The following is a 25,091-nucleotide window of genomic DNA, read 5'->3' on the forward strand; positions in this document are numbered from 1 at the left end:
TGCGGCTGCAAGTGTCGCCCTGTTGGATCGCCCAAGGTCAGCTATTTCAATGGTTTGGAGAATCCAACAGGTTGACACCTGTCACCTCATTCCAACAAATCAGCCTAGATAGTCGTGCCGGAATTCCGCTGCGAAGCGAGCGAAGCCACCTTTGCCGATCGCATCGCGCATCGCCTGCATCAATTGCTGGTAGAAGCCGATGTTGTGCTCAGTCATCAGCATCGCGCCGAGGATTTCACCCGACTTGACGAGATGGTGCAGATAGGCCCGGCTGTAGGACCCGCAGGTCGGACATATGCACCGTGGATCGAGCGGCTCCTGATCCTCGGCAAAGCGGGCATTGCGCAGATTGAGCGGCCCGTTCCAGGTAAAGGCCTGTCCGTTGCGGCCAGAGCGGCTTGGCAGGACACAATCGAACATATCGACCCCGCGTTCGACCGCACCGACCAGATCATCCGGCTTGCCGACGCCCATCAGATAGCGCGGCTTGTCCTGCGGTAACTGGCCGGGTGCGAAATCGAGCGTAGCGAACATCGCTTCCTGCCCCTCGCCCACTGCCAGCCCGCCGATGGCGTAGCCGTCAAAGCCGATCTCGGTCAGCTTGCCCGCGCTGATCCCACGCAGTTCTTCATCGAGTGCGCCCTGCTGGATACCAAACAACGCCGAGCGCACGGCGTGATTTTCGCCGCTGTCGAAACCGTCGCGACTGCGCTTGGCCCAACGCATCGAGAGTTCCATGCTCTTGGCGATTTCGTCCCGCTGCTGGTCGGCACGCGGACATTCATCGAATGCCATGACAATGTCGGAGCCGAGCAGCCGTTGAATTTCCATCGACCGTTCCGGTGTAAGCATATGCTTCGAACCGTCGATATGGCTGCGGAATTCGACACCCTGTTCGGTCAGCTTGCGCAGATCGCTCAGGCTCATCACCTGATAGCCGCCGCTATCGGTCAGGATTGGGCGCGGCCAGTTCATGAACTTGTGCAATCCACCAAGCTTGGCAACCCGCTCCGCCCCGGGACGCAGCATCAGGTGGTAGGTGTTGCCGAGGATGATATCCGCGCCCGACGCGCGCACGCTCCCGGGCTTCATCGCCTTGACTGTGGCAGCGGTGCCAACCGGCATGAATGCAGGGGTGCGGATCTCGCCGCGCTGCATACGGATCGCACCGGTACGCGCCTTGCCATCGGTTGCGTCTATAGAGAATTCGAAGCGGGGTTCCATCGGCGCAGCCCCTAGCCCGTCAACTGCGCAGTCGCCAGCCTGTCTTGAAGATAATCGCGATGATCGCGACGCAGATTGCGAGGAAGCCCAGAGTCAGTCCCAGCGATACGCCGATCGACACATCCGATGTGCCGTAAAACGTCCAGCGCAAGCCATTGACGAGATAGACTATCGGGTTGGCCAGCGCGATCGTGTCCCACGGCTTGGGCAGCATGTCGATCGAATAGAACGTGCCGCCCAAAAAGGTTAGCGGCGTCAGGAACAGCATCGGAATAATCCCGAGCTTCTCGAAATTGTCGGCCCAGATACCGAGGATGAACCCGAACAGGCTGAAGCTGGACGCCACCAGCATGATGTAAAGAATAGCCCAGAAAGGGTGCGCGATCGTGTAGTCGACGAACAGCATCGCCGTTGCCAATATGATGCCGGCAAGGATCAGGCTCTTTGTCGCCGCCGCGCCGACAAAGCCGACCAGGGTTTCCGCAACCCCGACCGGCGCAGAGAGTAGCTCGTAGATGGTCCCGGTGAAACGCGGCATGTAAATGCCGAAGCTTGAGTTCGAGGTCGTCTCGCCCAAAAGGGTCAGCATCAGCAGCCCGGGAATGATGAAGGCTGCATAGGACACTCCGCCAAGGTCGGGCATCCTGCTGCCGATCGCAGCGCCGAAAACGATGAAATAGAGCGAGGTCGTAAGCACGGGAGACAGCACAGACTGGAACGCCGTGCGCAGAAAACGCATCAGTTCGCGCTTGTAGATCGCCCAGGCACTGCGTGCGTTGAAGGTCATTGGACGCCCTCCGTCTCGCGCTCTTCGACGAGATCGACAAAAATATCCTCAAGCGAGGATTCGCGAATGTCGATCCCGGTGTAATCGATCCCTGCAGCGATCAGCGCTTTGGTCAGGTCCGCTACTTCCGACCGGCCCTTGCCGGTGCCATCGCCGCCGCGATAGCAGATTGAACTGCCGGCGTTCTCCAGATGGATCGCAAAATGTTCCAGCGAGGCCGGAATGTTTGACAAGGGACTGGCGAGCGAGATGACCGCTTCGGTACGGCCAAGGCGCTTCATCATCTCGGCCTTGTCATCGACCATTAGTATCCGGCCGTTGCGGATAATGCCGACCCGGTCGGCCATCTCCTCTGCCTCTTCAATATAGTGCGTGGTCAAAATGATCGTGACGCCGCGCTCGCGCATCGCACCGATCAGTTTCCACATATCGCGCCGCAGTTCGACATCGACACCGGCCGTCGGCTCATCGAGGAACAGCAGGTCCGGCTCGTGCGCCAACGCTTTCGCGATCAGCAAGCGGCGCTTCATGCCGCCAGACAGCGCCATGATCCGTTCCTTGCGTTTGTCCCACAGGCTCAGGGACCGGAGGATTTCTTCTATTCTGGCTTTATCCGGGGCCAAACCGAAGAGTTCGCGCGAATAGGCCACAGCGCGTTCGACCGGTTCGAACATGTCGGTAGCGAGTTCCTGCGGCACCAGCCCGATGCGGGCACGCGCTGTGCGCCAATCCTTGGCAAGATCGTGCCCGAATGCGCGAATCGTCCCGCTGGTCGGGCGGACCAAACCGCAGACAGCGCCGATCAGCGTCGTTTTTCCCGCTCCGTTCGGGCCAAGCAAAGCGAACAGTTCGCCGCGATTGATCGCAAGATCGACATTGTCGAGCGCAACGAGACCGCCGGCGTAGCGTTTCGTCAGGCCGGATATTTCAAGGATTGGCTGCATAGGAGAAAGGTTCATCGCGCAGTTGCCCTTGGTTGCCAAGCGCTAACTCGCCTCAGGCAAGAGCAGGCTGGAATCACCGTAGCTGTAAAACCGGTACTCCAGCGCGATCGCGTGCGCATAGACATGCTGCATACGCTGGCGTCCCATCAGCGCGCTGACCAGCATGAACAGTGTTGACTTGGGAAGATGAAAATTGGTCATCAGCCCATCAATCCCTTTGAAGCGGTATCCGGGTGTGATGAATATGTCGGTGTCGCCATCGAACGGATGGATCTGCCGGTCATCATCCGCAGCACTTTCCAGCAACCGCAGACTGGTAGTTCCAACGGCGATGATGCGATTGCCGTCACGGCGCGCCTGATTGAGCCGCGCAGCGCAGTCAGGCTCAATCCGCCCCCATTCGGCGTGCATGACATGATCCTGCGTGTCATCCGCCTTGACCGGCAGAAAAGTGCCGGCGCCGACATGCAAGGTCAGAGTTTCGCGCCGGATGCCCGCTGCATCGAGCCGATCGAGCAAGTCCTGCGTGAAATGTAGCGAGGCAGTTGGCGCTGCAACAGCGCCATCTTTCTCCGCAAAAATTGTCTGGTAATCCGATTTGTCCCGTTCGTCGGTCGGGCGCTTTCCGGCAATATAGGGCGGCAGCGGCATCCGGCCTGCCCGCTCGAGCAGCACTTCGACCGGTTCGTCACCTTCGAATGCGAGGGTGAAGCTGCCATCGGCATGCCGGGCTTCGGCAATGGCGGATACATTGGCTGCGAACGCGATCCGGTTGCCTTCGCGCAGTCGTTTGGCATTGCGAATGAACGCCTGCCAGCGTCGCAGGTCGATCCGTTTGTGCAGAGTGGCGCCAATCTTCGCTTCGCCGCGCCGCCCCTCAAGTTGCGCGGGAATAACGCGCGTGTCGTTGAACACCAGCACATCGCCCCGTCTCAGAAGGTCTGGCAGATCCCTGACCTGACGATCATCGAAGGGTGTGCCGCCATCGACGAGCAACATCCGCGCGGAATCGCGCGGGACAACCGGCCGAAGCGCAATCCGCTCCGGCGGCAGCTCGAAATCGAACAAGTCAACTTTCATCCGCGCGCCCTAGTCCACCGTATCCACGGTGGGAAGATGTGCGATTGCGGCCTTAGTTGCCGCTCGGCGCGTTGAGCATGTCGAGCGTGACCGGCTCGTCCACATCCGCCGAACGCGGCGCGGCGACAGGCACCGGCTTGTTATCAGACGCAATCGAGGCCTGCAAAATCCGGGTAGGATTCGCCGGTGGCTCGCCGCGATTGATCGCATCGACCGCAGCCATGCCGGAAATCACGCGGCCGAAATTGGTGTAATTCTTGTCCAGGCCAAAGCGCGGCATGAAGGTGATGAAGAACTGGCTGTTGGCGCTGTCTTCCGATTGCGCCCGCGCCATGGAAACGGTCCCGCGAATATGTGGCATCGGATTGAATTCCTCTGCCAGATCGGGAAGTGGTGAGCCGCCCTGCCCGGTGCCGGTCGGATCACCGGTTTGCGCCATGAACCCTTCGATCACGCGGTGAAAGATAATGCCGTCGTAAAACCCCTGACGCGTAAGGGTCTTGATCCGCTCGACATGGTTTGGCGCCCAGCTTGGCATCAGGCGGATTGCCACGCGCTGACCGTTCGACAGGTCCAGCACGAGGATGTTTTCGCGTTCCTCTTGCATATTGTAATTGATCTTGCCGAAAGTGCGTTGTTCCTCCGCCGGTGCAGCAGCGTCTTCGCTTTCCTGTGCGGCGAGCTGAACCGGGGCAATCGCCAGCGAGGCAATCGCGGCAGTGGCAAACAGGCGTCTAATCATGGAAATCCCGTCAAAACTTGAAAATCTATGCGCGCCGTTTAGCCAGCACGGGCTGTCGGCACAATGAATGATCTGCAGACCTGGCTGACCTAATAGTCGCCCAAACGCCCCAGCTGTTCGACCCGTGCGATAACATCTTCGCACACCGCCGCGCTGGTGAAGGGGGTGATATCCCCGCCAAACAGAGCGATCTCTTTCACCAGTTTGGAGGCAATCGGCTGGAGGGAAACATCTGCCATCAGGAATACCGTTTCGATATTGTCGTCGAGCTGCTGGTTCATCCCGGCCATCTGGTACTCATACTCGAAGTCCGCGACGGCACGCAGCCCGCGAATTAGAACGCTGGCACCCTGCTTTTGTGCGAATTTGACCAGAAGCGCGTTAAATCCAACCACCTCCACATTGCCGATTCCCAGCGCCGCGACCTCGCGTTCAACCATCGACAGCCGTTCTTCAGTGCCGAACATCGGGTTCTTGGATGGATTGGTGGTCACCCCGATAATCAAACGATCAACCAGTTTTGCTCCGCGCCGGATGATATCGGCATGGCCAAGTGTGACCGGGTCGAATGTGCCGGGGTAGATACCAATACGTTCGGCCATTACCGATCCCTTTCCACAATGAATCGCGCCAGTGCCCTGAGCAAATCGGCCTCGGTGCCGTGCCCTGCAAGGTGCCCTATCGCTTGATCCACGAGCGCGCGCGCCTGCTTGCGCGCGGGCTCAACACCCATCAAGGTGACAAAGGTCTGTTTGCCTTGTTCTTCATCCTTGCGCAGCGCCTTGCCGGCTTTCTCGGCATCCCCTTCGACATCGAGCAGATCGTCGGCGATCTGGAACGCGAGGCCGATGTCGCGGGCGTAGGCGCGCAGATGCGTGCGCCCCTCGGGCGCAATCTTGCCGAGTATTGCACCCATCTCGACAGATGCCGCCAGCAGCGCACCGGTCTTCAATTGCTGCAGGCGCGTAATGGTGTGAAGATCGTAGTCTTCACCTTCGGATTCGATGTCCATCATCTGGCCGCCTGCCATGCCATCCTTGCCGCTTGCTGCCGCAAGCGTTGCAATCAGTTCGGCCCGCGTAAACGGATCGGAGCAGGTTGCTGTCTCAGACAGGATCTCGAACGCGAGAGCGTGAAGCGAGTCCCCGGCCAGCACCGCAGTCGCTTCGTCGAATTCCCGGTGTAGTGTCGGCTTGCCATGCCGCAGATCGTCGTCATCCATACAGGGCAAATCGTCATGGATCAGCGAATAGACATGGATCGCTTCGACGGCGCACCCAGTCCGCACCGCCGCGTCTCGGTCCACGCCGAACATGTCCGCAGTGGCGGTGACGAGCAGCGGGCGAACGCGCTTGCCGCCGCCCATCGCGGCATAACGCATCGCTTCGACCAGGCGTGCTCTGGAATCGTCAGGGACAGGCAGAAAAGCGTCGAACGTCGCGTCAACTTCACGCTGGATGCGCTGGAGCCCGGTTTTGAGGAGCGAGTCCGGCAAATCAGTCACGCTCATCTTACCCGTCCGCATCAAGCGCTTCGGTTCCTGCAGCAGTCCCTCCGGCCCCTTGCACGATCTTCTCGATCCGTGCTTGCGCCGAATTGAGCCGTTCCTGGCAATGCTTGCGCAGCGTCTCGCCGCGTTCATAGAGGTCGATCGATTCGTCGAGCGGGACATCCCCGCTTTCGAGCCGCCGCACTACGTCTTCCAGCGCCCCAAGGGCCTGTTCGAATGTCAGTTCTGATAGGTCGGGATTTTGCTGTGCCATGGCGTAGAGCATTGACCGCGCGCTTCTGCGAGGTCAAGCAATGTGACAACAGGGAGAATACGATGAAGTGGATTATCGCCTATGTCGGCGCTGCAGTGGCGTTTGGCGTGCTCGATTCAATCTGGCTGCGCTGGGCCGGACCGAATCTTTATCGACCGGTCATTGGCGAAATCATGGCGGAGAATTTTCGCGTTGGCGCAGCGATCGCATTCTATCTGATCTACATCGCCGGTATGGTGTGGTTCGCGATCCGTCCTGGAATACTGAGCGGACAGGTCTCCACCGCGATCCTCAACGGAGCTCTGCTGGGCGCGCTATGTTATGCGACATTCGATCTGACCAGCCAGGCGGTGATGAAAGTGTGGTCAACGCACATCAGCCTTGCCGATATCGCATGGGGAGCCTTTGCCACGGCGGTTGCCAGCGGGGTCGCTTGCTGGCTAACGCTGAAATTCGCGTCGTAAGAAAGAAAACAGGGGGTCAGACGCATGTTTATCGGGCATTGGGCACCGGCGTTGGCCGCAGCAGCGGTCAGCAAGGATGCGCCGAAACTTTCCACGCTGTTTATCGGCGCGCAACTGGTGGACTGGGGTTTCATGGCCTTTGGTCTTGTCGGTCTTGAAAAGGTCCGGATCGAGCCAGGCTTTACCGCGCTGAGTCCGCTCGACTTGTACCACATGCCGTTTACCCACAGCCTCGTCGGCACCCTGGTATGGGCATTGGTCTTTGCCTTCATCATTATGGTCGGAAGACGAAATGCGGGGGCGGCAATACTGGCCGGCCTGGTAGTCCTGTCGCATTGGGTGCTCGATTGGCTCGTCCACGCGCCGGACCTGACTCTGGCAGGTGGTGAGAACAAATTCGGCCTTGGACTGTGGGACTATCCCTGGATTGTTATCCCGCTCGAGCTGGTGCTCGTGATTGGCAGCTTCACATATTACATGCGGCGAACAAAAGGCCCGATGGGGCCGGCATTCGTCTTGCTTTTCGTGTTGCTGGCTATGCAGGCTTTCAGCTGGTTCGGCCCAGCGCCGTCTCCGAACCCGACGATATTCTTCATTACCGGCCTCGTCGCATTCACGATTATCACCCTGCTTGCGAAATGGGTGGGTGATACAAGGTGGCATAAGAGCCAGGTAGGGCTAGCGGTTCCGAGCGCCTATCGCTAAATGCGCGCGCATGGCAGCTACCGCAGAATCGATCACCCCGCCCATCACTCCGGAAGTCGTCGAACAGCACGGCCTCAGTCCTGAGGAATACGAGCGTGTGCTCAGCGCCCTAGGGCGTGAGCCGAACCTCGTCGAACTGGGCATTTTCTCGGTAATGTGGTCCGAGCACTGCTCGTACAAGTCGAGCCGGCTGCATCTCAAGAAGCTGCCGACGGAAGCCCCGTGGGTCATCTGCGGCCCGGGTGAAAATGCCGGCGTGATCGACATCGGGGACGGTCCTGACGGCCAGAAGCTGGCGGCTATCTTCAAGATGGAGAGCCACAACCACCCAAGCTACATCGAGCCCTATCAGGGCGCTGCAACGGGTGTCGGCGGCATCCTGCGCGATGTATTCACCATGGGCGCGCGCCCGGTGGCGAATGCCAATGCGCTCAGGTTCGGGCGGCCCGATCACCCGAAGATGCAACACCTTGTGAAGGGGGTCGTCGCAGGCATCGGCGGCTATGGCAATTGTGTCGGCGTACCGACCGTTTGCGGTGAGACCAATTTCCACCCCGCATATGACGGCAACATCCTCGTCAACGCGATGACGGTGGGTGTCGCTGACGCGGACAAGATATTCTATTCGGCGGCCACGGGGGTCGGCAATCCGATTGTCTATGTCGGATCGAAAACCGGACGCGACGGGATCCACGGCGCAACCATGGCCAGCGCCGACTTCGGCGAGGACGCGGAGGCCAAACGCCCGACCGTGCAGGTCGGTGACCCCTTCACGGAGAAACTTCTGATCGAAGCCTGTCTCGAACTCATGGCCACCGATGCCATAGTCGCGATCCAGGATATGGGCGCGGCCGGGCTGACATCCTCCAGTGTCGAGATGGCGACCAACGGCAAGGCTGGGATCCGGCTCGACATGAATATGGTGCCGTGCCGCGAGGAAGGCATGACGCCGTATGAAATGATGTTGAGCGAGAGCCAGGAGCGGATGCTCATGGTTTTGAAGCCCGGCAAGGAGCCGATGGCCGAAGCGATTTTTCGGAAGTGGGAGCTCGATTTCGCAGTCATCGGCGAAGTCACCGATACGCGGCACATGGTGCTCGAATTCGATGGCGAAGTTGTGTGCGACATCCCGCTCGGCCCGCTCGCTGCGGATGCCCCCGAATACGACCGCCCTTACCTTTCGAAAGAGGAGTATCGGGCATGGGCAAATGTGCCACCACTGGATGCAGCGCCACAAGGGGGCGACATCGGAGCGGATCTGCTCAAGCTGATGGCCAACCCCGCCCTCGCCTCGCGCCGCTGGATCGCCGAACAATATGACAGCCAGGTTGGCGCGGACACGTTGCAAACAGGCGGCGATGCCGGTGTCGTGCGCGTGCACGGCACGAAGAAAGCGCTGGCAATCACCACCGACTGCACGCCGCGTTATGTTTATGCCGATCCATACGAAGGCGGCAAACAGGCGATCGCCGAAGCGTATCGCAATCTATGCGCCGTGGGCGCGCGTCCACTGTCTGTGACAAATTGCCTCAATTTCGCCAATCCGCAGCGTCCCGAAATCATGAGCCAGTTCGTCCATGCGCTCGAAGGCATGGGCGAGGCCTGCCGGGCGCTCGACTTCCCGATCGTAAGCGGCAATGTCAGCCTCTATAATGAGAGCAAGGCGACCGGAGGCGGGTCGGCAATTTTGCCGACACCGGCAATCGGCGGCGTTGGCATCATCGAAGACTACGGCACGATGGCCACCATGGGCTTCAAATCGGAGGGCGATCTGATCGCCATCATCGGACCCAATTATCCCGAGCTTGGTCAATCGGTCTGGCTGCGCGAAATCCATGGTCTCGAAGCCGGAGAGCCGCCCAAGGTGGAGCTGGCCGACGAGCGGCTGAATGGAGAGATCATCCGCCAGCTGATCGCTGAGGGCAAGGTGACCGCCGTGCATGACATCTCCGACGGCGGTGTCGCCGTGGCACTTGCGGAAATGGCCCTGTCAGGCGGCATGGGTGCGACTGTCGATGCAATGACCAGCGAGTTTGCCTTCAGCGAAAGTCAGGCGCGCTATATCGTCACCTATCGCAACGAAGCCGACCTCGACCGGAACGAAGTGCCGTTCGAAAAAATCGGCCAAGTCGGCGGCGATGCCCTCAAGATCGGCGATAGCATCGTCACGTTTGCGGCCATGCGGGAAGCGCATGAAAGTTTCTTCCGCGACTGGATGGAAGTCTGACTACACAGGCTGGTGGGCGTGCTCCAGCTGTCCTTGCACTATGGCGGGCACCTGGCCGCGCCCTTTGCGATTGCGTGGCTTGTCTGGCGTGAAAGGTGGAAGCAGGCGGGCTTGATCATCCTGGCTGCGAACCTGATCGATCTCGACCACCTGCTTGCCAACCTGATTTTTGACCCCGGCCGATGCAGTATCGGGTTCCATCCACTGCACACCCTCTATGCCGCGATGATATATGCCGCGCTATTGCTTGTTCCGAAATGGTGGGTTCGCGCTTTTGCCGTCGGTGCGCTATGGCATCTGGTTGTTGATTGGGGCGATTGCCGCATGCAGCTGATGGGAGCGTGAATTCATGGCAAGCGGCTATTCCGGCACACCATTGGCGAAAAAGCTTTCATTGCGAGACGGGCAGCGTGTGTGGTTCCATGCCATGCCTGAAAGTGTGCAGGACGAGATCGGGGAATATGCGCTTGAACTTTGCCCGGTCTTGGAGCCGGCTGAAGGGATCGACGCTGCACATATTTTCACCACGGAACGTGCCGAACTCGAGACCCTGCTGACAGCGCTGCGCAACCAGATCGCCAAGGATGGTCATATCTGGGTCAGCTGGCCGAAAAAAGCGGCGAAAGTTGCAACCGACATCAATGAAGACACGATACGGGAAGTGTGCCTGCCGATGGGACTGGTCGATACGAAGGTTTGCGCAGTCGACGATGTCTGGTCCGGTCTGAAACTCGTGATCAGGAAAGAATTGCGCTAGCGATCAGGCTGCTTGCTGCGAAGTCGGTTTCCAGTCTCCCTCACGATCGGGCAAGGTCTCGAATATCCGCAGGCAATTGCGATAGGCATCCGGCCTGCCGACATTGAGGCGTTCACGAACTTCACCGATATCATCCGGCAACATCGAGAGCAGGTCTTGATGAGCCAGCTTTTTCGCTTCTCGTCCCAGTCGCCTGCCTTCAGCGAGCGCCGCGGCCACCGGTCCCGATAGACCGCTTTCTTTCTTGATCTGACGCGCGCCCATATAGGCGATGAAGATCACGCCGGGGCTGTGGTTTTGCTCGTAGCTGAAGCCGAGCAGGCAGACCTCACCCAATGGGTCACGCCCATAACCGGTCAGCACGTGAAAAAGATCATGCGTGTCCCGCAGGCGTTCGATGTACCACTCGTAGAGGTCTTCGAAACGCTCCGACTTCGGCTTGAACCTGTGGCTTTCTTCCACCAGCCCGGCGGCAGACAGCCCTTCCCGCTCCATGAATTCGATATATTTCCGGGCAAGCGAATTCGGAGCACAATCGGCCCAGCGCTGGTGATTGTCGAGGGAGCTGACGAGGTCCTCATCGCGCTGCATCAGATGCTGCGCCTCGTCAGTCCCGAGGAAGGCTTCCATTTGACGGAGGCTCTTCTTGCCCTTCAATGCTTCGATGATGTGAAAGACTTGCGCCGTGTCTTCCTTGTCCTGCACCAGCTTGCCGAAATGCCGCAGCGCCTTGACCGGACGAAAGCCGGTCACCTTGCGGTTGCGGTGGACCAATGGTCGATCAAGCAATGACATGGCAGGTTCCATTTTCAAGCAGTCAACCATTGCAAACTGCAACCTACTTACAGCAATGTCAATAAGTAGCGTGCATGCAGGGGGTTTTCAGCTGTCGGAATTGACGCGATATGCACCGCATGACTCAAAGCGACTCCCAGCCCTACACACTTCCCGACCTGACTAATGAGGAGCGAATAGCTGGCGCCAACGCTTATCGAGAGCGTATGCAGTCGCGGCATACCTGCCGCCATTTCTCGGATCAATCGGTGCCGCGCGAAGTGATTGAAGCTGCCATCCTCGCAGCGGGGACTGCCCCCAATGGAGCAAACCATCAGCCGTGGCATTTCGCCGTGGTGGCTACGCCCGAGAAGAAAAGAGCAATCCGCGAGGCGGCAGAACAGGAGGAACGCCAGTTTTATGGCGAGGGTGAGGAAAAGCCCAAAGCCAGCAAGGAATGGCTTGAAGCGCTCGCTCCGATCGGGACCGATGCCGAAAAGCCTTTTCTAGAGACGGCACCGTGGCTGATCGTGGTGTTCGCACAGCGCAAGGGCGGGATTGCCGAAGACGGGCGAACGCAAAACTACTATGTGAACGAGAGCGTCGGGATTGCTTGCGGCATGCTGCTTTCAGCACTCCATGAAGCAGGGGTCGCCACCCTCACCCATACTCCGTCGCCCATGGGCTTCCTGCGCAATTTGTGCGGCCGGCCGGAACATGAAAAACCGCTGATGATTGTCGTTGCAGGCTTGCCGGCAGACGATGCGACGGTTCCAGCTCACGCAACAATCAAAAAACCGCTCTCGCAGATTTCCAGCTGGCTCTGACGCTAAGACGAAGTCCACTCGCTTGACGGGATCTCGAGCAGTTTCAGGATCGCAGTCAGGTCGCCCTGTTCGATCACGCCGTTAGCCGCCGCGCGTGCTTTCGGCTTGGCATGGTAGGCAAAGCCGAAATCGGCGGCCTCAAGCATCGGAATGTCATTCGCGCCATCGCCCGATGCAAGCGAAACTGCGCCATCCGTGAATGCCGACACTTCCTCTTCAAGAACCTGCTGCTTCACCCGGCTGTCAGTAATCGGACTGACAAGCCCGCCGGTCAGCTTTCCGCCCGTGACTTCCAACCTGTTGCCGACCACCCGTTCGAATGCCAGCATCTTTCCGACCGGATCGGCGAAATGGTGGAAACCACCGGTGACAAGTATGGTGCGGCACCCGTGATTGCGCAGGGTACCCACAAGCACTGCTGCCCCTGTCATCGGCGTAATGCGCTGGTCCAGACATTCGGCGATGGCATCTTCACTTAGTCCGGCCAGCAAGCCCACCCGTTCGCGCAATGCGCTCTCAAAATCGAGCTCTCCCTGCATCGCCCGCTCGGTAATCTCGGCAACACGATCCTTTAGCCCCGCGTAATCGGCCAATTCGTCAATGCATTCCTGGCCGATCATGGTTGAGTCCATGTCGGAAACGAAGACTTGTGGTACGGATATTTCGCGCGTGCTGATAAGCATGTCGCACGGCGCAAATACCTCATCGAGGATTTTGCGAAGCTGGTCAGGTTCCCCTTCTGGCAGAGCGAATTGCAGCACCTCGCCGCTGAATTCGAGCATCTGGACCTTGGCAATGCGCATACCGGCAGCCTCGATCAACCTGACAGTCTGTTCGACACGCGTTTCAAGTCCTCGCGGGTCTGCTATCAACCGGGCGATGAGCACTACAAATTCTCCTGTGAAACAGCCGGTCGCGCTCATTGCAGGGCCAACGGCGAGCGGCAAGAGCGGATTAGCGCTCGATTTGGCAGATGCGCTTTGTGCCGCCGGGCGCAAAGTTGTCATCATCAATGCCGACAGCGTGCAGGTCTATCGCGATATTCCGGTTCTGTCTGCCGCGCCGAGTGCTGCGGAAATGGAGCAGCACCCGCATCGGCTATATGGCGCATGGGACGGCGCCACCGCCTGTTCCGCAGCGGATTGGTCGCAAAAGGCGAGAGACCAGATTGTCGCCGCCCACTCGCAAGGGACGATCCCGATCCTGTGCGGCGGCACCGGCCTCTATATGCGGACGCTGCTTGAAGGTATTGCGCCGGTTCCGGAGATTGACCCCGAGGTTCGTGCGGCAGTGCGCGGCCTCTCCCAGGATGAGGCACGTGCAGCACTCGAACTAGAAGACCCGAATGCCGCCAGTCGCCTTGCGCCAGCGGATGTTGCAAGGACTGCGCGCGCGCTTGAAGTCTTCCGGTCGAGCGGGAAAACGCTGGCCGAGTGGCAGCAGCACAAATCGGGCGGCATCGGTGGGCATGTTTCGCTCCATGCAGCCGTGTTGCTACCTGAGCGCGAATGGCTGTTCGATCGTTGCAACAGAAGGTTCGAGACGATGCTCGTTGACGGCGCAATTGCGGAGGTCGAGTTGCTGCGGTCTCGCGAGCTGGATCCCGCCCTTCCGGTGATGAGAGCCATTGGGGTGCGAGAGATCGGCGCATGGCTGGAAGGTGAAGTATCGCGCGATGAAATGATCCAATCTGGACAGTTGGCGACTAGGCAATATGCCAAGCGGCAGTATACCTGGTTTCGCAATCAGCCGCCTGCAAGCTGGCATCGCGCCGAGTCTCAAAATGTCGATTTGCGTAGTTTATTTGGAACTTTATTGCGTTTTTAGCTCTTGACGCATTACTTATGACTGCTAAGGCCACTGGGTACGAAGGCCCGGCGCATGTCCCCTGCGCCGGGCCATATTTTTGGAGGAAGACGTGTCAGAGCGCAGCGGCGCATCAATTCTGGTCGAAAGCCTTGTTGAACATGGCGTAGAGTTCGTTTTCGGTTATCCGGGTGGTGCAGTCCTCCCGATCTATGACGAGCTTTTCGGCGATGACCGGATCCGTCACATTCTGGTTCGACATGAAGCCGGCGCAGCGCATGCGGCAGAAGGCTATGCCCGTTCAACTGGCAAGCCGGGTGTCGTTCTCGTCACCTCCGGCCCTGGCGCCACCAATGCTGTGACCGGCATCGCTGATGCGCACCTCGATTCCATTCCTTTGGTGGTGATCACCGGGCAGGTTCCGACCGCTCTGATCGGGACCGACGCGTTTCAGGAAGCCGACACCGTCGGCATCACGCGTCACTGCACCAAGCATAACTACCTGGTGAAAGATCCTGACGATCTCGCCGCGACGATTGCCGAAGCGTTCCGGATCGCGACAAGCGGCAGGCCCGGCCCGGTGCTCGTCGATATTCCCAAGGATGTGCAGATTGCGGTGGCTGACCCGGCCAGGGCGTCGACCCGGGAAATGGCTTCGCATCGCTATCAGCCGCGAACCGAAGGCAAGTCCGGCAAGATCAGCCAGGCAATCGAGATGATCGCCGCTGCCGAACGTCCGGTTTTTTACACTGGCGGCGGAGTGATCAACTCCGGTCCTGAAGCTAGCCGCTTGCTGCGCGAATTGCAGCGTCTGACCGGCGCGCCCCTTACCAGCACGCTGATGGGGCTGGGCTCGTTCCCGTCCGACCATCCCGACTGGCTCGGCATGTTGGGCATGCACGGTACGTACGAAGCCAATATGGCGATGAACAAGTCCGACCTGATCGTGGCTGTCGGCGCTCGATTTGATGACCGGGTGACCGGACGGCTCGATGCCTTCGCACCCGAGGCAAAGAAGATTCACATCGACATCGATCGGGCCAGCATCAACAAGATTGTACCGGTCGATCTCGGTATCGTCGGCGATTGCGGAACGGTCCTGAAACAGCTGATCGATGCGTGGGGCAGCCGCACGGCCCATGACATCAGCGAATGGCAGGCACGGATCATGGGTTGGCGCGCCCGCGAATCCCTCGCTTATCCGGAACGAAACGATGTGCTCATGCCGCAAAAGGCGGTGGAACGACTCTACGCGCTGACCAAGGATCGCAACCCGATCATCAGCACCGAAGTCGGCCAGCACCAGATGTGGGCGGCGCAGTACTTCGGCTTTCGCGATCCGAACAAATGGCTGACCAGCGGCGGCCTCGGCACGATGGGCTACGGCCTGCCCGCGGCGATCGGTGCGCAGCTGGGCCATCCGGATGATCTGGTGATCGATATCGCAGGCGAAGCCTCTATCCAGATGAACATTCAGGAACTTGGCACCGCGAGCCAGTATCGCTTGCCGGTCAAGGTGTTCATCCTCAACAACGAATATATGGGCATGGTCCGCCAATGGCAGGAACTGACCTACGAAAGCCGCTACTCCAATTCATACAGCGACAGCCTGCCCGATTTCGTCAGGCTGGCAGAGGCCTATGGCTGGAAAGGCATTCGGATCGAGGACGAAGCCGGTCTGGACGCAGGTATTCAGGCGATGCTGGACCATGACGGGCCGGTGATGGTCGATTGCCTCGTGTCGAAGGACGCCAATTGCTATCCGATGATCCCGAGCGGCGCGGCGCACACAGACATGCTGCTCTATGGCGACGAGGTCGAAGGCACGATGGACGACGAAGCCAAGGCTCTGGTGTGATGGGAGCAAAAGCCACCCTCCCAAAGGCAATCGCAGAATGTGCAGAACGCCGTACTTGGTTTCCGCGTCTGGCTGCTGAAGAGGTTCTCACTTGGTGCGAAGAAAATGCGCAGAAATTCCTCGGAATGGACGTAGCGCAGAAAAATTCAGATGGGACTTGGACTCTCTTGATCGATCCAATCCTCGATCTAAGCGATCAGACTGATAATTTTGAAGCAATACGACGGGGTCGACTCTTCTTGGCCGAAAATGACGGAGAGGGTCGGATGTTTGATCCGGTCTGGAAGGGGCGTTCAACATGAAAATCACGCAAGCCCAGTCCGAGCGGCATGTCCTGGCCGTTACCGTGGACAATGAACCCGGTATCCTCGCGAAGATCACCGGTCTGTTCACCGCACGCGGATACAATATCGACAGCCTAACGGTGGCCGACATCACGGAGGATCACGCGATCAGCCGGGTTACGATCGTGACCAACGGCCCACCGGAAGTGATCGACCAGATCCATGCACAGCTTGAACGACTGGTTCCGGTCCACAAGGTTATCGACCTGAGCGAAGCAGGCCCGCATGTCGAACGGGAACTGGCGCTGGTGAAAGTGGCCGGTATCGGCGAGAAACGTGTCGAGGCGCTGCGCCTTGCGGACATATTTCGAGCGCATCCGGTCGACACCACCACGTCCAGCTTCATCTTCGAAATCACCGGTCCGCCGGACAAGGTGGACAGTTTCATCGCGCTGATGCGCGAACTCGGACTGGTCGAGGTCGGCCGCACCGGCATCGTGGGGATGATGCGCGGGGCGGAAGGAGCCTGATAGAATTCGTCATCCCGGCCCAAGCCGGGATCGCTTGCAACCCGGTGCCACTCTGCTGCACCAGCCCCCGGCAAATGTCGGGATGACGTGAGGATTGAAATGAAAGTTTATTACGACGCCGATGCCGATCTCGGTCTGATCACCAGCAAGAAGATTGCCGTGCTTGGTTATGGCAGCCAGGGCCATGCCCATGCCCAGAACCTGCGTGACAGCGGGGTTGAGGACGTCGCCATCGCGCTGCGGGACGGGTCGGCCACGGGGAAGAAGGCGCAAGATGCGGGGTTCAAGGTACTGAGCAACAAGGAAGCGGCTGAATGGGCCGACATCCTGATGATCCTTGCGCCGGATGAACATCAGGCCGGCATCTGGGAAAACGATCTCAAGGGCAACATGAAGCCGGGCAGCGCCCTCGCCTTTGCCCATGGTCTCAACATCCACTTTGGCCTGATCGAAGCGCCTGACGATATCGACGTGATAATGATCGCACCGAAGGGCCCGGGTCATACGGTCCGCAGCGAGTATCAGCGCGGCGGCGGCGTTCCGTGCCTCATTGCCATCGATCAGGATGCCAGCGGCAATGCGCATGACATTGCGCTCGCCTATGCAAGCGGCGTCGGCGGCGGTCGGTCCGGCATCATCGAAACCAATTTCAAGGAAGAGTGCGAGACCGATCTGTTCGGCGAACAAGCCGTTCTGTGCGGCGGCATCACGCACCTGATCCAGGCCGGTTTCGAAACTCTGACAGAAGCGGGTTACGCTCCTGAAATGGCCTATTTCGAGTGTCTTCACGAAACCAAGCTGATCGTCGACCTGCTGTATGAAGGCGGCATCGCCAACATGCGCTATTCGATTTCGAACACCGCTGAGTATGGGGACATCAAAACCGGCCCGCGCATCATCACCGATGAAACCAAAGCCGAGATGAAGCGAGTGCTTGCCGACATCCAGTCGGGCCGGTTCGTGAAGGATTTCGTGCTCGACAACCGCGCCGGGCAACCTGAACTCAAGGCAAGCCGGAAGGCCGCCGAGGCGCATCCGATCGAAAAGACCGGGGCAGAACTGCGCGCCATGATGCCGTGGATCAGCGCCAACAAGCTGGTGGACAAGGCAAAGAACTGATCAGTAGGAAGCGCTCATGGGAGAATTCTCGTGAGCGCGCCTGCCGACATGAAATTCGCCTGCGCCTGTGGGTCGGTTTCCGGTGTCATAGAGCAGGCGACAGCGGCTGAGGGCGATTACGTGGTCTGCCATTGCGCTGACTGCCGTGATCTCGTGCGCCACTTTCGGCAGGAGGAACGTGTTCTCGATCCGAATGGCGGCACCGCGCTTTACCAGTCGCGCTGCGCACGCTTGCGCATACACAGTGGCAAGGATCTTCTTGCCGGGCTGCATATGACTGAAGGACCGACGCTGCGCTGGTACGCGAAATGTTGCAGCACGCCGCTTTTCAACACCTACAAGAACGCGCGTATTCCATATGTAACCACAGTGCTGGCGAATTGCGATGTAACCTCGCAAGAGAAGCTGGGCGGGCCGCTCGGCCACCTGTTTCTCGACCAAGGCACAGGCGACACCAGTGAATTGAAGCCGCTGTCCATGAACCGGCTGATGCTACGTTTCATGCCGCGTATGCTAAAGGACATCGTCTCGGGAGACCGGCGACGCAGCGAACTGTTCGACGCTGAAACTCTGGATCCGATCGTCGTCCCGCACCGGCTGACAGATGCGGAGCAACGTGCGTTGGGGCGTTTATGAAGCTGAGCGATTGCCACAATATCGACGACTTCCGCAAGCTGGCCAGGCGGCGACTGCCCTGGCCTGTGCTCGATTATATCGACGGCGCGGCGGATGACGAGATTACCAAGGCGCGCAACACCAGCGCCTTCGATGATGTCGACCTGGTACCGAATGTCCTCGCGGGCGTGGCCACCATCGACACGTCCTGCATGATCATGCGCCGCAAAAGCGCGCTACCGCTGATGCTGAGCCCGACAGCCCTGCAACGGGCGTTCCATCGCGATGGCGAGCGAGCCGTGGCACTGGCAGCCGAAAGATTCGGTGTATGGTTCGGCATCTCCAGCCTTGCCACGCATTCGATCGAGGAAATCGCCGCGCTATCCAGCGGCCCCAAGCTCTTCCAGCTCTATGTCCACAAGGACCGGGGTCTCAACACCAGCATGATCGAACGCTGTCAGGCCAGCGGGTTCGATGCATTGGCGCTCACCGTCGACACCATCGTGTCCGGCAAGCGAGAGCGGTGTCTGCGTTCTGGCTTCACCACCCCGCCACGCTTCAGCCCCAGCGCGCTGCTCAGCTATGCCACGCGCCCGCGCTGGACGCTCGACTATGTCTTCGGGCCCAAGTTCCGCCTGCCCAATCTCGACGGGCATGTGCAGGAAGGGTCAGGCAAGGCCGTCAGCATTCAGGATTATTTCAACACCATGCTCGACACGGGCATGGACTGGGATACCGCTGCGCGCATCCGCCAGGACTGGGGCGGCACTTTTTGCCTCAAGGGTGTAATGAGCGCAGGCGATGCGCGCCGCGCGGTCGATATTGGCGCCGATGCGATCATGGTTTCGAACCATGGTGGGCGGCAACTCGACGGCAGCCGGGCCCCTTTCGATCAGCTGCGTGAAATAGTCGATGCGGTCGGCGGCGAGATCGAGATCATCTGCGACGGAGGTGTGCGGCGCGGGACGCATGCGCTTAAGAGCCTGTGTGCGGGGGCAACGGCGGCGAGCGGCGGCAGATTGTACCTCTATGCTCTCGCAGCAGCCGGACAGGACGGAGTGGAGCGCGCGATCGGTATTCTGAAAGACGAGATCGAGCGTGGAATGCGGCTCATGGGGGTGACTTCGGTCGATCAACTCACTGCGGACCGCTTGCGCTGGCGCTAGACCATCCTTGCAAAACAGGCGCGCAATTCGCTCACGAAAAGATCGGGCTGTTCCCACGCCGCGAAGTGCCCGCCTTCGTGCATGTCGTTCCAGTGCACGATATTGCTATAGCGCCGCTCCGCCCATTTGCGCGGTGCGGGAATGATTTCCTTCGGATAGGCGCTCACCCCGGTTGGCAGCGCGACCTCGCCTTCTCCGAACTTTGCGAAGCTTTCCCAGTATAGCCGCGCGGCTGACGCTCCTGTCGCGGGCAACCAGTAGAGCATGATGTTGTCGAGGATGGCGTCCATCGATAGCGCGTCGAACGGCGACCCGTCGTTGTCCGTCCATGCGAACATTTTTTCGAGTATCCAGGCGGCCAATGCCACGGGCGAATCTACCAGACCGTATCCGATGGTTTGCGGACGGGTGCTCTGCTGCTTGGAATAGCCGGAATCCCAATCCTGGTAGAACTGGAGCGCTTTGAGAGCTTTCACTTCGTCTGGTCCGGGCGTGGCCAGATCATCGGGCCCTGGGCGACCGATCGGCATGTTTACGTGGATGCCGACGCACCCCGCGGGGGCCTGCGCACCGATCATCGTCGTGACAGCTGAACCCCAGTCCCCGCCCTGCGCCACCCACCGATCATAGCCGAGTCGCTGCATCAGCGTGGCCCATGCCTTGCCTATCCTCTCGACGCCCCAGCCCGTTTCGGTCGGTTTGCCGGAAAACCCGTAGCCCGGAAGCGACGGTGCTACGACGTGGAATGCCTGCGCGTCGGGACCAGTCGGATCGGCGAGTTCATCGATGACACCGAGAAACTCGACAACCGATCCGGGCCAGCCATGAGTGATGATAAGCGGTAACGCATCTTCGCGGGGCGAACGGCGGTGCAGGAAATGGATATCGAGCTTGTCGATCTCGGTCACGAATTGGCCGATTTCGTTCAATCGCCGCTCACATCGCCGCCAGTCATAGTCGAGCCGCCAGTATGCAAGCAGCTCTTTCAACACGTCCAGTTTGGTGCCCTGCGTCCAATCGGCGACAGGTTCAGCTTCCGGCAGACGCGCCTGGTCGAGGCGCTTGGCGAGGTAGGTCAGCTCGTCGTCCGACACCGCTAGGGTAAAAGGGCGAATTTCCGCGCTCATGAGGATTTCTCAAAGGCTGCGTCCGATGCCTTCTGCACCCGCGCAGAATCAGCGAGCAGGATCGTGCTCGTCGCCTTCGCCAGGACCGTACCATCCGGTGCCTTCAGATGCCCTTCGTAAAAAGCGGTTCGGCGGCCATCGCGCTCGACCCAGCCCTCCGCGATTACGAGGCCCGGCCTCGTCGGCGCGAAGAAGCTGACCTTCAGTTCCAGCGACATCGGCGTAATGCCTGTGCCATGCTTGGCGATCGCCGCATGCGCCATGGCGGCGTCGATCCATCCGGTGATGAAGCCGCCCTGCACCACACCGCCCGAATGGCACATCTCGGGCCGCGCCTCGTATTCGAGTGTCGCCTTGCCCTCGGGCGCCATCGCCACGATGCGTTTCAGCCCCATATGGCGATAGAGCGGGTCGTCCAGGTTCGTTTCTGTCATGATGTGGACGTTGCCCGCACACCATTTCCTTTTCAAGCGCCTTGCTTCCCGCGCAATTATCGGCATATGTGCAGCCCATGACGCGCAACGGATCGATCATTCTACGACTTACCCGCCCTTGGGCGTGACCTGACGCGTGCTCTTGCGGCGCGCGGGGCGCTCAAGGGACATTCAGCCGATCCATCAGTCATCAAGCAAAGCCCCGACATCATGCCCATGCTTTCGCAACCGAGCCAGAAATACCGCCCCTTCCCGCAGATCGATTTGCCCGACCGTCAATGGCCGAGCCGCGCGATCACCGTCCCGCCGCGCTGGCTTTCCACCGATCTGCGCGATGGCAACCAGTCGATCATCGATCCGATGGACGCGGTGAAGAAAAACCGCTTCTTCGATCTACTCGTCGAAATCGGAGTTAAGGAAATCGAAGTCGGCTTCCCCAGCGCCGGGGCGACCGAGTTTGACTTCATCCATGGCCTTGTCCAGTCCGGCAGTATTCCTGACGATGTGACTGTGCAGGTTCTGACGCAGAGCCGCGCAGATCTGATCCGGACTAGCTTCGAAAGCCTGAACGGTGCGCGCGCGGCAATCGTCCATCTGTACAATGCGGTCAGTCCCGCATGGCGCGATATCGTCTTCCGCATGAGCAAGGACGAGGTTCGGGCAATCGCGGTTGCCGGGGCACAAGTGATGCGTGACGAAGCGGCCGCGCGTCCGGATACCGATTGGCATTTCCAGTACTCACCAGAGACATTCTCGACCGCTGAACTCGACTTCAGCATTTCTGTTTGCGAAGCGGTGATGGAAATCCTTCGGCCCACCCCGGAACGCCCCATCATCCTCAATCTTCCCGCCACCGTGGAGGCGGCATCACCCAATATCTACGCCGATCAGATCGAATATTTCTGCCGCAACCTGCCCAACCGGGACGCTGCCGTTATCAGTCTGCACACTCACAACGACCGCGGTACAGGTGTAGCAGCGGCGGAACTGGGCCTGATGGCAGGCGCGGACCGTGTCGAGGGCTGCCTGTTCGGCAATGGCGAGCGCACCGGGAATTGCTGTCTCGTGACGATGGCCCTCAATATGTACACGCAGGGCGTCGATCCCGGGCTCGATTTTTCGGATATCGACCGGGTCATCGAAACGGTCGAATATTGCAATCAGATCCCTGTGCACCAGCGTCATCCCTACGGCGGCGAACTGGTCTACACGGCGTTTTCCGGTAGCCATCAGGATGCGATCAAAAAGGGTTTCGACGCTCAAGAGAAGCAGAATGACGAGCACTGGCGGGTGCCTTACCTGCCGATAGACCCGGCCGATCTGGGCCGCAATTACGAAGCTGTGATCCGGGTCAACTCGCAGAGCGGCAAAGGCGGTTTTGCCTGGGTGCTGGAACAGGATCAGGGGCTTAAACTTCCCAAGAAGATGCAGGCCGATTTCTCAAAACATGTCCAGCGGATGGCCGACGAACTCGGCCGCGAACTGGGCGCAACGGATATCTGGGACGCATTCCGCAGGGCCTATCATGTCCAGACCGAGAAAAAGCATTTCCAGCTGATCGACTATGATGAAAGTCGCGCTGCCGACGGCACCCGCATCTTGACCGGCACCATCGCCGTTGAAGGCAAGGAACAGCGGGTCAGCGGACGCGGCAATGGTTTGATTTCTTCCGTCCTGACAACGATCGAGGAAAGCTTCGGGTTGAGCCTGGAGATCTGCGATTATTCGGAACACGCTCTGGGGTCCGGGCGCGATGCCAACGCCGCTGCCTACCTCGAATGCCGCACACCGGACGGGCAAACCATCTGGGGCTGCGGGATCGACGAAGACGTCGCAACAGCAGGTGTCCGCGCCGTTCTGAGCGCGGTCAATTCGGCGGTTTCCCGCTAGCTGCCTTTCCGCCTGAGCACGAGCCGTTGCTCATTGCCCCGCGTGTTCATACGCAAACGGTCGCCCTTGATCTGATATTGGAACACCAGGTCGGTGTAATCGATCAGTAACTGGTTCTCGTTGATCTGGAATGTCTGCTCGATCTGCGTACCGGCCTGACTGCCTCGCTGGCGGTAGGTGATGAGCTCATTGTCGGAAGTGATTTCGACGATATCGCCGCGCGCGAGATCGCGCAGACCGCGCTGCGATGCGACCTCCCACTTGCCGACCACAGCCATCGGCTTCAGGTCTTTTGGTATTTCCCCTGATACCCCGGCCAGCACCGCCGAGCGGCGCGACAGGCCGGATACCAGCTCACGCTCTTTCTGAAGCTCTTCCAGTCCGCTTACCGAAAGTCGCTGGTTGAGCGCATTGATCTGCCGGTAAGCATACGTCCGGTCGTTTCGGGTATGATAGGCGCCGAGCGCATCGTGCAGGGTCAGATATTCGTCGACCAGCGCATGCGCCATTGCCAGCTGCCGGGGAACCGCACGATCCGTTGGCGCCGCGACGCTTCTATCACTGCCTTTCGCCCCGGAGATGCCGTCGGTGTAAGTGATCGAAGCTGTCACTAGTGGTTCGCCAGCCTCGCGTTGCGCAGGTGGCAGGAATTTGCGCTGTGTATCGCGGTCCAAAGTGGCGAAGATGCCGCCACCGTTCTCTGAAAGGAACGCCGATCCAATTGTGACGGAAATCGCGCCATCACCCAAGTCGGTCAGCAGCTCGTTGGGCACGCCGAACACCGCATTGATCTTGTACCCATCAGTAGGCTTCAGCGTGATCGCCACATCGTGCGCCACCTCTGTGACCATATTGAAGAACTCGCGTTCGAACAGATCCGCCCCGTCGCCTTCGTCAGCAAGATAAAACAGGTTACCGCCGCGCACGCTCGATATCTTTAGTGCCAATGCGTTGTCGAACTGAATCCCGACGCCGATCGTAGTCATTCCGACGCCCTGCCGCGATCCGGCGACTGCCATGCCCATGAAACCCTCGGGCGCGGTGTTGCCCACATTCGGCAGTTCGTCGGTCAGCAACATGATCCGTGTCTTGCGCTCAGTGTCTGCCCGTTCCGTCAAGGCCAGATCGTAACCGAGCTTGAGACCGGCTTCCATATTGGTCGAACCCGCGCTCTCAAGGCTGCGAATTGCGCGCTCGAGGATTGCACGGTTCGGCCCGATATCAACCACCGGCATCTCGATCTTGGTATCTGTTTCAAAGGATACCATCCCGAAGCGATCGGTATCACGCAGTTTCGACAGGGCTTCGAGGAGGCCTTCGCGCAAGCGCGCGATCGGTTCGCCGGACATTGAGCCGGAACGATCGACCACTGCGACAAGACTCAGCGGTTCCTGCTGCAGCAGGTCCGCATCGACATTGCTGGCGAAACCCAGGCCCACAAAATGCGTATCCTCCGCTCGCAACGGCAAGGATGCGGACATGACGTGGCTTGAGACGCAGAATGTTTGCTCACAGCCGCTCTGGACAGGCAGCGTAAGATCATACTCGCCTAACAGCCCTTCCATCGTGAGCGTATCGGGCTTTGGCAAGAAATCACCGTTCAGAGAAACCGAACGGAACTGCTTGATGTCCTGCGCCCCGCCCTGCCGGATTCGTGCGCCGGTAACGACTACCAGGCTGTCTGCCTGTTCCTCATCATCCTGCGCATTCTGAGCGATCAATGGCATGGCACTACCGGCCAGTCCGAGGACAACAGCTACAGACAAAATGCGCTTCGGGATTTCAGATCGAATCACGGCGACCTCCATTTCGTCGCAACCTTATGCCATTGAAATTGCGAAGAGGAAAACGGGCGCTGTCCTACATGAACGCATGTGGGTAAAATCGGGTAATGGCAGCCTCACCCAATGTCCCTTCGAAATCCCGCGACATACGCGCTGCATGCGGAGGGTTTCATTCTCTTGAACA

Annotated in this window: 27 protein-coding genes; 14 read left to right on the forward strand and 13 right to left on the reverse strand. The window is 59.5% G+C overall.

Annotation, left to right across the window (positions count from 1 at the left end; all coding sequences use genetic code 11):
• Positions 1-99 precede the first annotated feature (99 nt).
• The 8 genes from tgt to E0502_RS13565 all read right to left on the reverse strand — a co-directional run bounded on the left by tgt (position 100) and on the right by E0502_RS13565 (position 6,540).
• Positions 100-1,224 (reverse strand): tRNA guanosine(34) transglycosylase Tgt, encoded by a 1,125-nt coding sequence (gene tgt / locus E0502_RS13530; RefSeq protein WP_137678515.1) that lies wholly within the window; start codon positions 1,222-1,224, stop codon positions 100-102.
• A 19-nt stretch (positions 1,225-1,243) separates the two neighbouring features.
• On the reverse strand, positions 1,244-2,011 hold the full coding sequence (locus E0502_RS13535; RefSeq protein WP_137678516.1) for an ABC transporter permease: 768 nt from the start codon (positions 2,009-2,011) through the stop codon (positions 1,244-1,246).
• Positions 2,008-2,955: an ABC transporter ATP-binding protein gene (locus E0502_RS13540; RefSeq protein WP_137678517.1), complete on the reverse strand. Its 948-nt coding sequence runs from the start codon at positions 2,953-2,955 to the stop codon at positions 2,008-2,010. The genes E0502_RS13535 and E0502_RS13540 overlap by 4 nt, the downstream gene beginning before the upstream one ends.
• A gap of 42 nt (positions 2,956-2,997) precedes the next feature.
• Complete coding sequence (gene queA, locus E0502_RS13545; protein ID WP_137678518.1) at positions 2,998-4,035, reverse strand: tRNA preQ1(34) S-adenosylmethionine ribosyltransferase-isomerase QueA; 1,038 nt, start codon at positions 4,033-4,035, stop codon at positions 2,998-3,000.
• Positions 4,036-4,087: 52 nt separating this feature from the next.
• Positions 4,088-4,777 (reverse strand): peptidylprolyl isomerase, encoded by a 690-nt coding sequence (locus tag E0502_RS13550; protein ID WP_137678519.1) that lies wholly within the window; start codon positions 4,775-4,777, stop codon positions 4,088-4,090.
• Between the two features lie 89 nt (positions 4,778-4,866).
• Positions 4,867-5,379 (reverse strand): pantetheine-phosphate adenylyltransferase, encoded by a 513-nt coding sequence (gene coaD, locus E0502_RS13555; protein WP_137678520.1) that lies wholly within the window; start codon positions 5,377-5,379, stop codon positions 4,867-4,869.
• The gene (locus tag E0502_RS13560; RefSeq protein ID WP_137678521.1) at positions 5,379-6,287 is read right to left on the reverse strand and encodes a polyprenyl synthetase family protein; all 909 of its coding nucleotides are present in this window, start codon (positions 6,285-6,287) and stop codon (positions 5,379-5,381) included. The genes coaD and E0502_RS13560 overlap by 1 nt, the downstream gene beginning before the upstream one ends.
• A gap of 1 nt (position 6,288) precedes the next feature.
• Positions 6,289-6,540 carry an exodeoxyribonuclease VII small subunit gene (locus E0502_RS13565; RefSeq protein WP_137678522.1) on the reverse strand — a complete coding sequence of 84 codons (252 nt, stop codon included), beginning with the start codon at positions 6,538-6,540 and terminating at the stop codon, positions 6,289-6,291.
• 62 nt (positions 6,541-6,602) lie between these two features.
• Here E0502_RS13565 and E0502_RS13570 point away from each other — a divergent pair, with 62 nt between their 5' ends.
• The 5 genes from E0502_RS13570 to E0502_RS13590 are packed head-to-tail and all read left to right on the forward strand — an operon-like array spanning position 6,603 to position 10,693.
• Positions 6,603-7,004: a DUF2177 family protein gene (locus tag E0502_RS13570; protein ID WP_137678523.1), complete on the forward strand. Its 402-nt coding sequence runs from the start codon at positions 6,603-6,605 to the stop codon at positions 7,002-7,004.
• 24 nt (positions 7,005-7,028) lie between these two features.
• Positions 7,029-7,709: a hypothetical protein gene (locus E0502_RS13575; RefSeq protein ID WP_137678524.1), complete on the forward strand. Its 681-nt coding sequence runs from the start codon at positions 7,029-7,031 to the stop codon at positions 7,707-7,709.
• Positions 7,710-7,719: 10 nt separating this feature from the next.
• The gene (gene purL, locus E0502_RS13580; RefSeq protein ID WP_137678525.1) at positions 7,720-9,936 is read left to right on the forward strand and encodes a phosphoribosylformylglycinamidine synthase subunit PurL; all 2,217 of its coding nucleotides are present in this window, start codon (positions 7,720-7,722) and stop codon (positions 9,934-9,936) included.
• Positions 9,937-9,954: 18 nt separating this feature from the next.
• The gene (locus tag E0502_RS13585) at positions 9,955-10,281 is read left to right on the forward strand and encodes a DUF6122 family protein (RefSeq protein ID WP_240049096.1); all 327 of its coding nucleotides are present in this window, start codon (positions 9,955-9,957) and stop codon (positions 10,279-10,281) included.
• A 4-nt stretch (positions 10,282-10,285) separates the two neighbouring features.
• On the forward strand, positions 10,286-10,693 hold the full coding sequence (locus tag E0502_RS13590) for a DUF3052 family protein (RefSeq protein WP_137678527.1): 408 nt from the start codon (positions 10,286-10,288) through the stop codon (positions 10,691-10,693).
• Between the two features lie 3 nt (positions 10,694-10,696).
• On the opposite strand, the gene E0502_RS13595 is transcribed toward E0502_RS13590, so the two are convergent.
• Positions 10,697-11,488, reverse strand: coding sequence for a Coq4 family protein (locus E0502_RS13595; RefSeq protein WP_137678528.1), 792 nt, complete (start codon positions 11,486-11,488; stop codon positions 10,697-10,699).
• A 119-nt stretch (positions 11,489-11,607) separates the two neighbouring features.
• Between E0502_RS13595 and E0502_RS13600 the strand changes: the two genes are divergently transcribed.
• Complete coding sequence (locus E0502_RS13600) at positions 11,608-12,294, forward strand: nitroreductase family protein (protein WP_137678529.1); 687 nt, start codon at positions 11,608-11,610, stop codon at positions 12,292-12,294.
• A 2-nt stretch (positions 12,295-12,296) separates the two neighbouring features.
• On the opposite strand, the gene serB is transcribed toward E0502_RS13600, so the two are convergent.
• Positions 12,297-13,181 (reverse strand): phosphoserine phosphatase SerB, encoded by an 885-nt coding sequence (gene serB / locus E0502_RS13605; RefSeq protein ID WP_240049097.1) that lies wholly within the window; start codon positions 13,179-13,181, stop codon positions 12,297-12,299.
• Here serB and miaA point away from each other — a divergent pair.
• The 7 genes from miaA (at position 13,174) to E0502_RS13640 (ending at position 19,672) form a co-directional block, all read left to right on the forward strand.
• Positions 13,174-14,121, forward strand: a complete 948-nt coding sequence (gene miaA, locus E0502_RS13610; protein WP_137678530.1) for a tRNA (adenosine(37)-N6)-dimethylallyltransferase MiaA — start codon at positions 13,174-13,176, stop codon at positions 14,119-14,121. The two genes, serB and miaA, sit on opposite strands and share 8 nt — an antisense overlap.
• A 91-nt stretch (positions 14,122-14,212) precedes the next feature.
• Entirely contained in the window at positions 14,213-15,958 is a 1,746-nt protein-coding gene (gene ilvB / locus E0502_RS13615; protein ID WP_137678531.1) for a biosynthetic-type acetolactate synthase large subunit, read from the forward strand.
• The gene (locus tag E0502_RS13620) at positions 15,958-16,260 is read left to right on the forward strand and encodes a hypothetical protein (RefSeq protein ID WP_137678532.1); all 303 of its coding nucleotides are present in this window, start codon (positions 15,958-15,960) and stop codon (positions 16,258-16,260) included. The genes ilvB and E0502_RS13620 overlap by 1 nt, the downstream gene beginning before the upstream one ends.
• A complete protein-coding gene (gene ilvN / locus E0502_RS13625) occupies positions 16,257-16,772 on the forward strand; it encodes an acetolactate synthase small subunit (protein WP_137678533.1) in 516 nt (171 codons plus the stop codon). The genes E0502_RS13620 and ilvN overlap by 4 nt, the downstream gene beginning before the upstream one ends.
• A 99-nt stretch (positions 16,773-16,871) precedes the next feature.
• Positions 16,872-17,891 carry a ketol-acid reductoisomerase gene (gene ilvC, locus E0502_RS13630; RefSeq protein WP_137678534.1) on the forward strand — a complete coding sequence of 340 codons (1,020 nt, stop codon included), beginning with the start codon at positions 16,872-16,874 and terminating at the stop codon, positions 17,889-17,891.
• Positions 17,892-17,921: 30 nt separating this feature from the next.
• Positions 17,922-18,527, forward strand: a complete 606-nt coding sequence (locus E0502_RS13635; RefSeq protein WP_240049098.1) for a DUF6151 family protein — start codon at positions 17,922-17,924, stop codon at positions 18,525-18,527.
• Positions 18,524-19,672 (forward strand): alpha-hydroxy acid oxidase, encoded by a 1,149-nt coding sequence (locus E0502_RS13640; RefSeq protein WP_137678535.1) that lies wholly within the window; start codon positions 18,524-18,526, stop codon positions 19,670-19,672. The genes E0502_RS13635 and E0502_RS13640 overlap by 4 nt, the downstream gene beginning before the upstream one ends.
• Here the strand turns inward: E0502_RS13640 and E0502_RS13645 are convergent.
• Positions 19,669-20,799: an epoxide hydrolase family protein gene (locus E0502_RS13645; RefSeq protein ID WP_137678536.1), complete on the reverse strand. Its 1,131-nt coding sequence runs from the start codon at positions 20,797-20,799 to the stop codon at positions 19,669-19,671. The two genes, E0502_RS13640 and E0502_RS13645, sit on opposite strands and share 4 nt — an antisense overlap.
• Positions 20,796-21,233 (reverse strand): PaaI family thioesterase, encoded by a 438-nt coding sequence (locus E0502_RS13650; protein WP_137678537.1) that lies wholly within the window; start codon positions 21,231-21,233, stop codon positions 20,796-20,798. Before E0502_RS13650 ends, E0502_RS13645 begins: the two co-directional genes overlap by 4 nt.
• Before the next feature lie 210 nt (positions 21,234-21,443).
• Between E0502_RS13650 and leuA the strand changes: the two genes are divergently transcribed.
• Positions 21,444-23,123: a 2-isopropylmalate synthase gene (gene leuA / locus E0502_RS13655; RefSeq protein ID WP_137678538.1), complete on the forward strand. Its 1,680-nt coding sequence runs from the start codon at positions 21,444-21,446 to the stop codon at positions 23,121-23,123.
• On the opposite strand, the gene E0502_RS13660 is transcribed toward leuA, so the two are convergent.
• Entirely contained in the window at positions 23,120-24,919 is a 1,800-nt protein-coding gene (locus E0502_RS13660; RefSeq protein WP_161593784.1) for a vWA domain-containing protein, read from the reverse strand. The genes leuA and E0502_RS13660 overlap by 4 nt on opposite strands.
• Positions 24,920-25,091: the final 172 nt, after the last annotated feature.

The sequence above is a fragment of the Parerythrobacter lutipelagi genome, assembly GCF_005434975.1.
GTDB lineage: Bacteria > Pseudomonadota > Alphaproteobacteria > Sphingomonadales > Sphingomonadaceae > Parerythrobacter_A > Parerythrobacter_A lutipelagi.

Bases quoted from the DNA above. Each gene is read 5' to 3' on its own strand.
- tgt (WP_137678515.1), bottom strand. From the start codon at position 1,224: ATGGAACCCCGCTTCGAATTCTCTATAGACGCAACCGATGGCAAGGCG.
- E0502_RS13535 (WP_137678516.1), bottom strand. From the start codon at position 2,011: ATGACCTTCAACGCACGCAGTGCCTGGGCGATCTACAAGCGCGAACTG.
- E0502_RS13540 (WP_137678517.1), bottom strand. From the start codon at position 2,955: ATGCAGCCAATCCTTGAAATATCCGGCCTGACGAAACGCTACGCCGGC.
- queA (WP_137678518.1), bottom strand. From the start codon at position 4,035: ATGAAAGTTGACTTGTTCGATTTCGAGCTGCCGCCGGAGCGGATTGCG.
- E0502_RS13550 (WP_137678519.1), bottom strand. From the start codon at position 4,777: ATGATTAGACGCCTGTTTGCCACTGCCGCGATTGCCTCGCTGGCGATT.
- coaD (WP_137678520.1), bottom strand. From the start codon at position 5,379: ATGGCCGAACGTATTGGTATCTACCCCGGCACATTCGACCCGGTCACA.
- E0502_RS13560 (WP_137678521.1), bottom strand. From the start codon at position 6,287: ATGAGCGTGACTGATTTGCCGGACTCGCTCCTCAAAACCGGGCTCCAG.
- E0502_RS13565 (WP_137678522.1), bottom strand. From the start codon at position 6,540: ATGGCACAGCAAAATCCCGACCTATCAGAACTGACATTCGAACAGGCC.
- E0502_RS13570 (WP_137678523.1), top strand. From the start codon at position 6,603: ATGAAGTGGATTATCGCCTATGTCGGCGCTGCAGTGGCGTTTGGCGTG.
- E0502_RS13575 (WP_137678524.1), top strand. From the start codon at position 7,029: ATGTTTATCGGGCATTGGGCACCGGCGTTGGCCGCAGCAGCGGTCAGC.
- purL (WP_137678525.1), top strand. From the start codon at position 7,720: ATGGCAGCTACCGCAGAATCGATCACCCCGCCCATCACTCCGGAAGTC.
- E0502_RS13590 (WP_137678527.1), top strand. From the start codon at position 10,286: ATGGCAAGCGGCTATTCCGGCACACCATTGGCGAAAAAGCTTTCATTG.
- E0502_RS13595 (WP_137678528.1), bottom strand. From the start codon at position 11,488: ATGTCATTGCTTGATCGACCATTGGTCCACCGCAACCGCAAGGTGACC.
- E0502_RS13600 (WP_137678529.1), top strand. From the start codon at position 11,608: ATGACTCAAAGCGACTCCCAGCCCTACACACTTCCCGACCTGACTAAT.
- miaA (WP_137678530.1), top strand. From the start codon at position 13,174: ATGAGCACTACAAATTCTCCTGTGAAACAGCCGGTCGCGCTCATTGCA.
- E0502_RS13620 (WP_137678532.1), top strand. From the start codon at position 15,958: ATGGGAGCAAAAGCCACCCTCCCAAAGGCAATCGCAGAATGTGCAGAA.
- ilvN (WP_137678533.1), top strand. From the start codon at position 16,257: ATGAAAATCACGCAAGCCCAGTCCGAGCGGCATGTCCTGGCCGTTACC.
- ilvC (WP_137678534.1), top strand. From the start codon at position 16,872: ATGAAAGTTTATTACGACGCCGATGCCGATCTCGGTCTGATCACCAGC.
- E0502_RS13640 (WP_137678535.1), top strand. From the start codon at position 18,524: ATGAAGCTGAGCGATTGCCACAATATCGACGACTTCCGCAAGCTGGCC.
- E0502_RS13645 (WP_137678536.1), bottom strand. From the start codon at position 20,799: ATGAGCGCGGAAATTCGCCCTTTTACCCTAGCGGTGTCGGACGACGAG.
- E0502_RS13650 (WP_137678537.1), bottom strand. From the start codon at position 21,233: ATGACAGAAACGAACCTGGACGACCCGCTCTATCGCCATATGGGGCTG.
- leuA (WP_137678538.1), top strand. From the start codon at position 21,444: ATGCCCATGCTTTCGCAACCGAGCCAGAAATACCGCCCCTTCCCGCAG.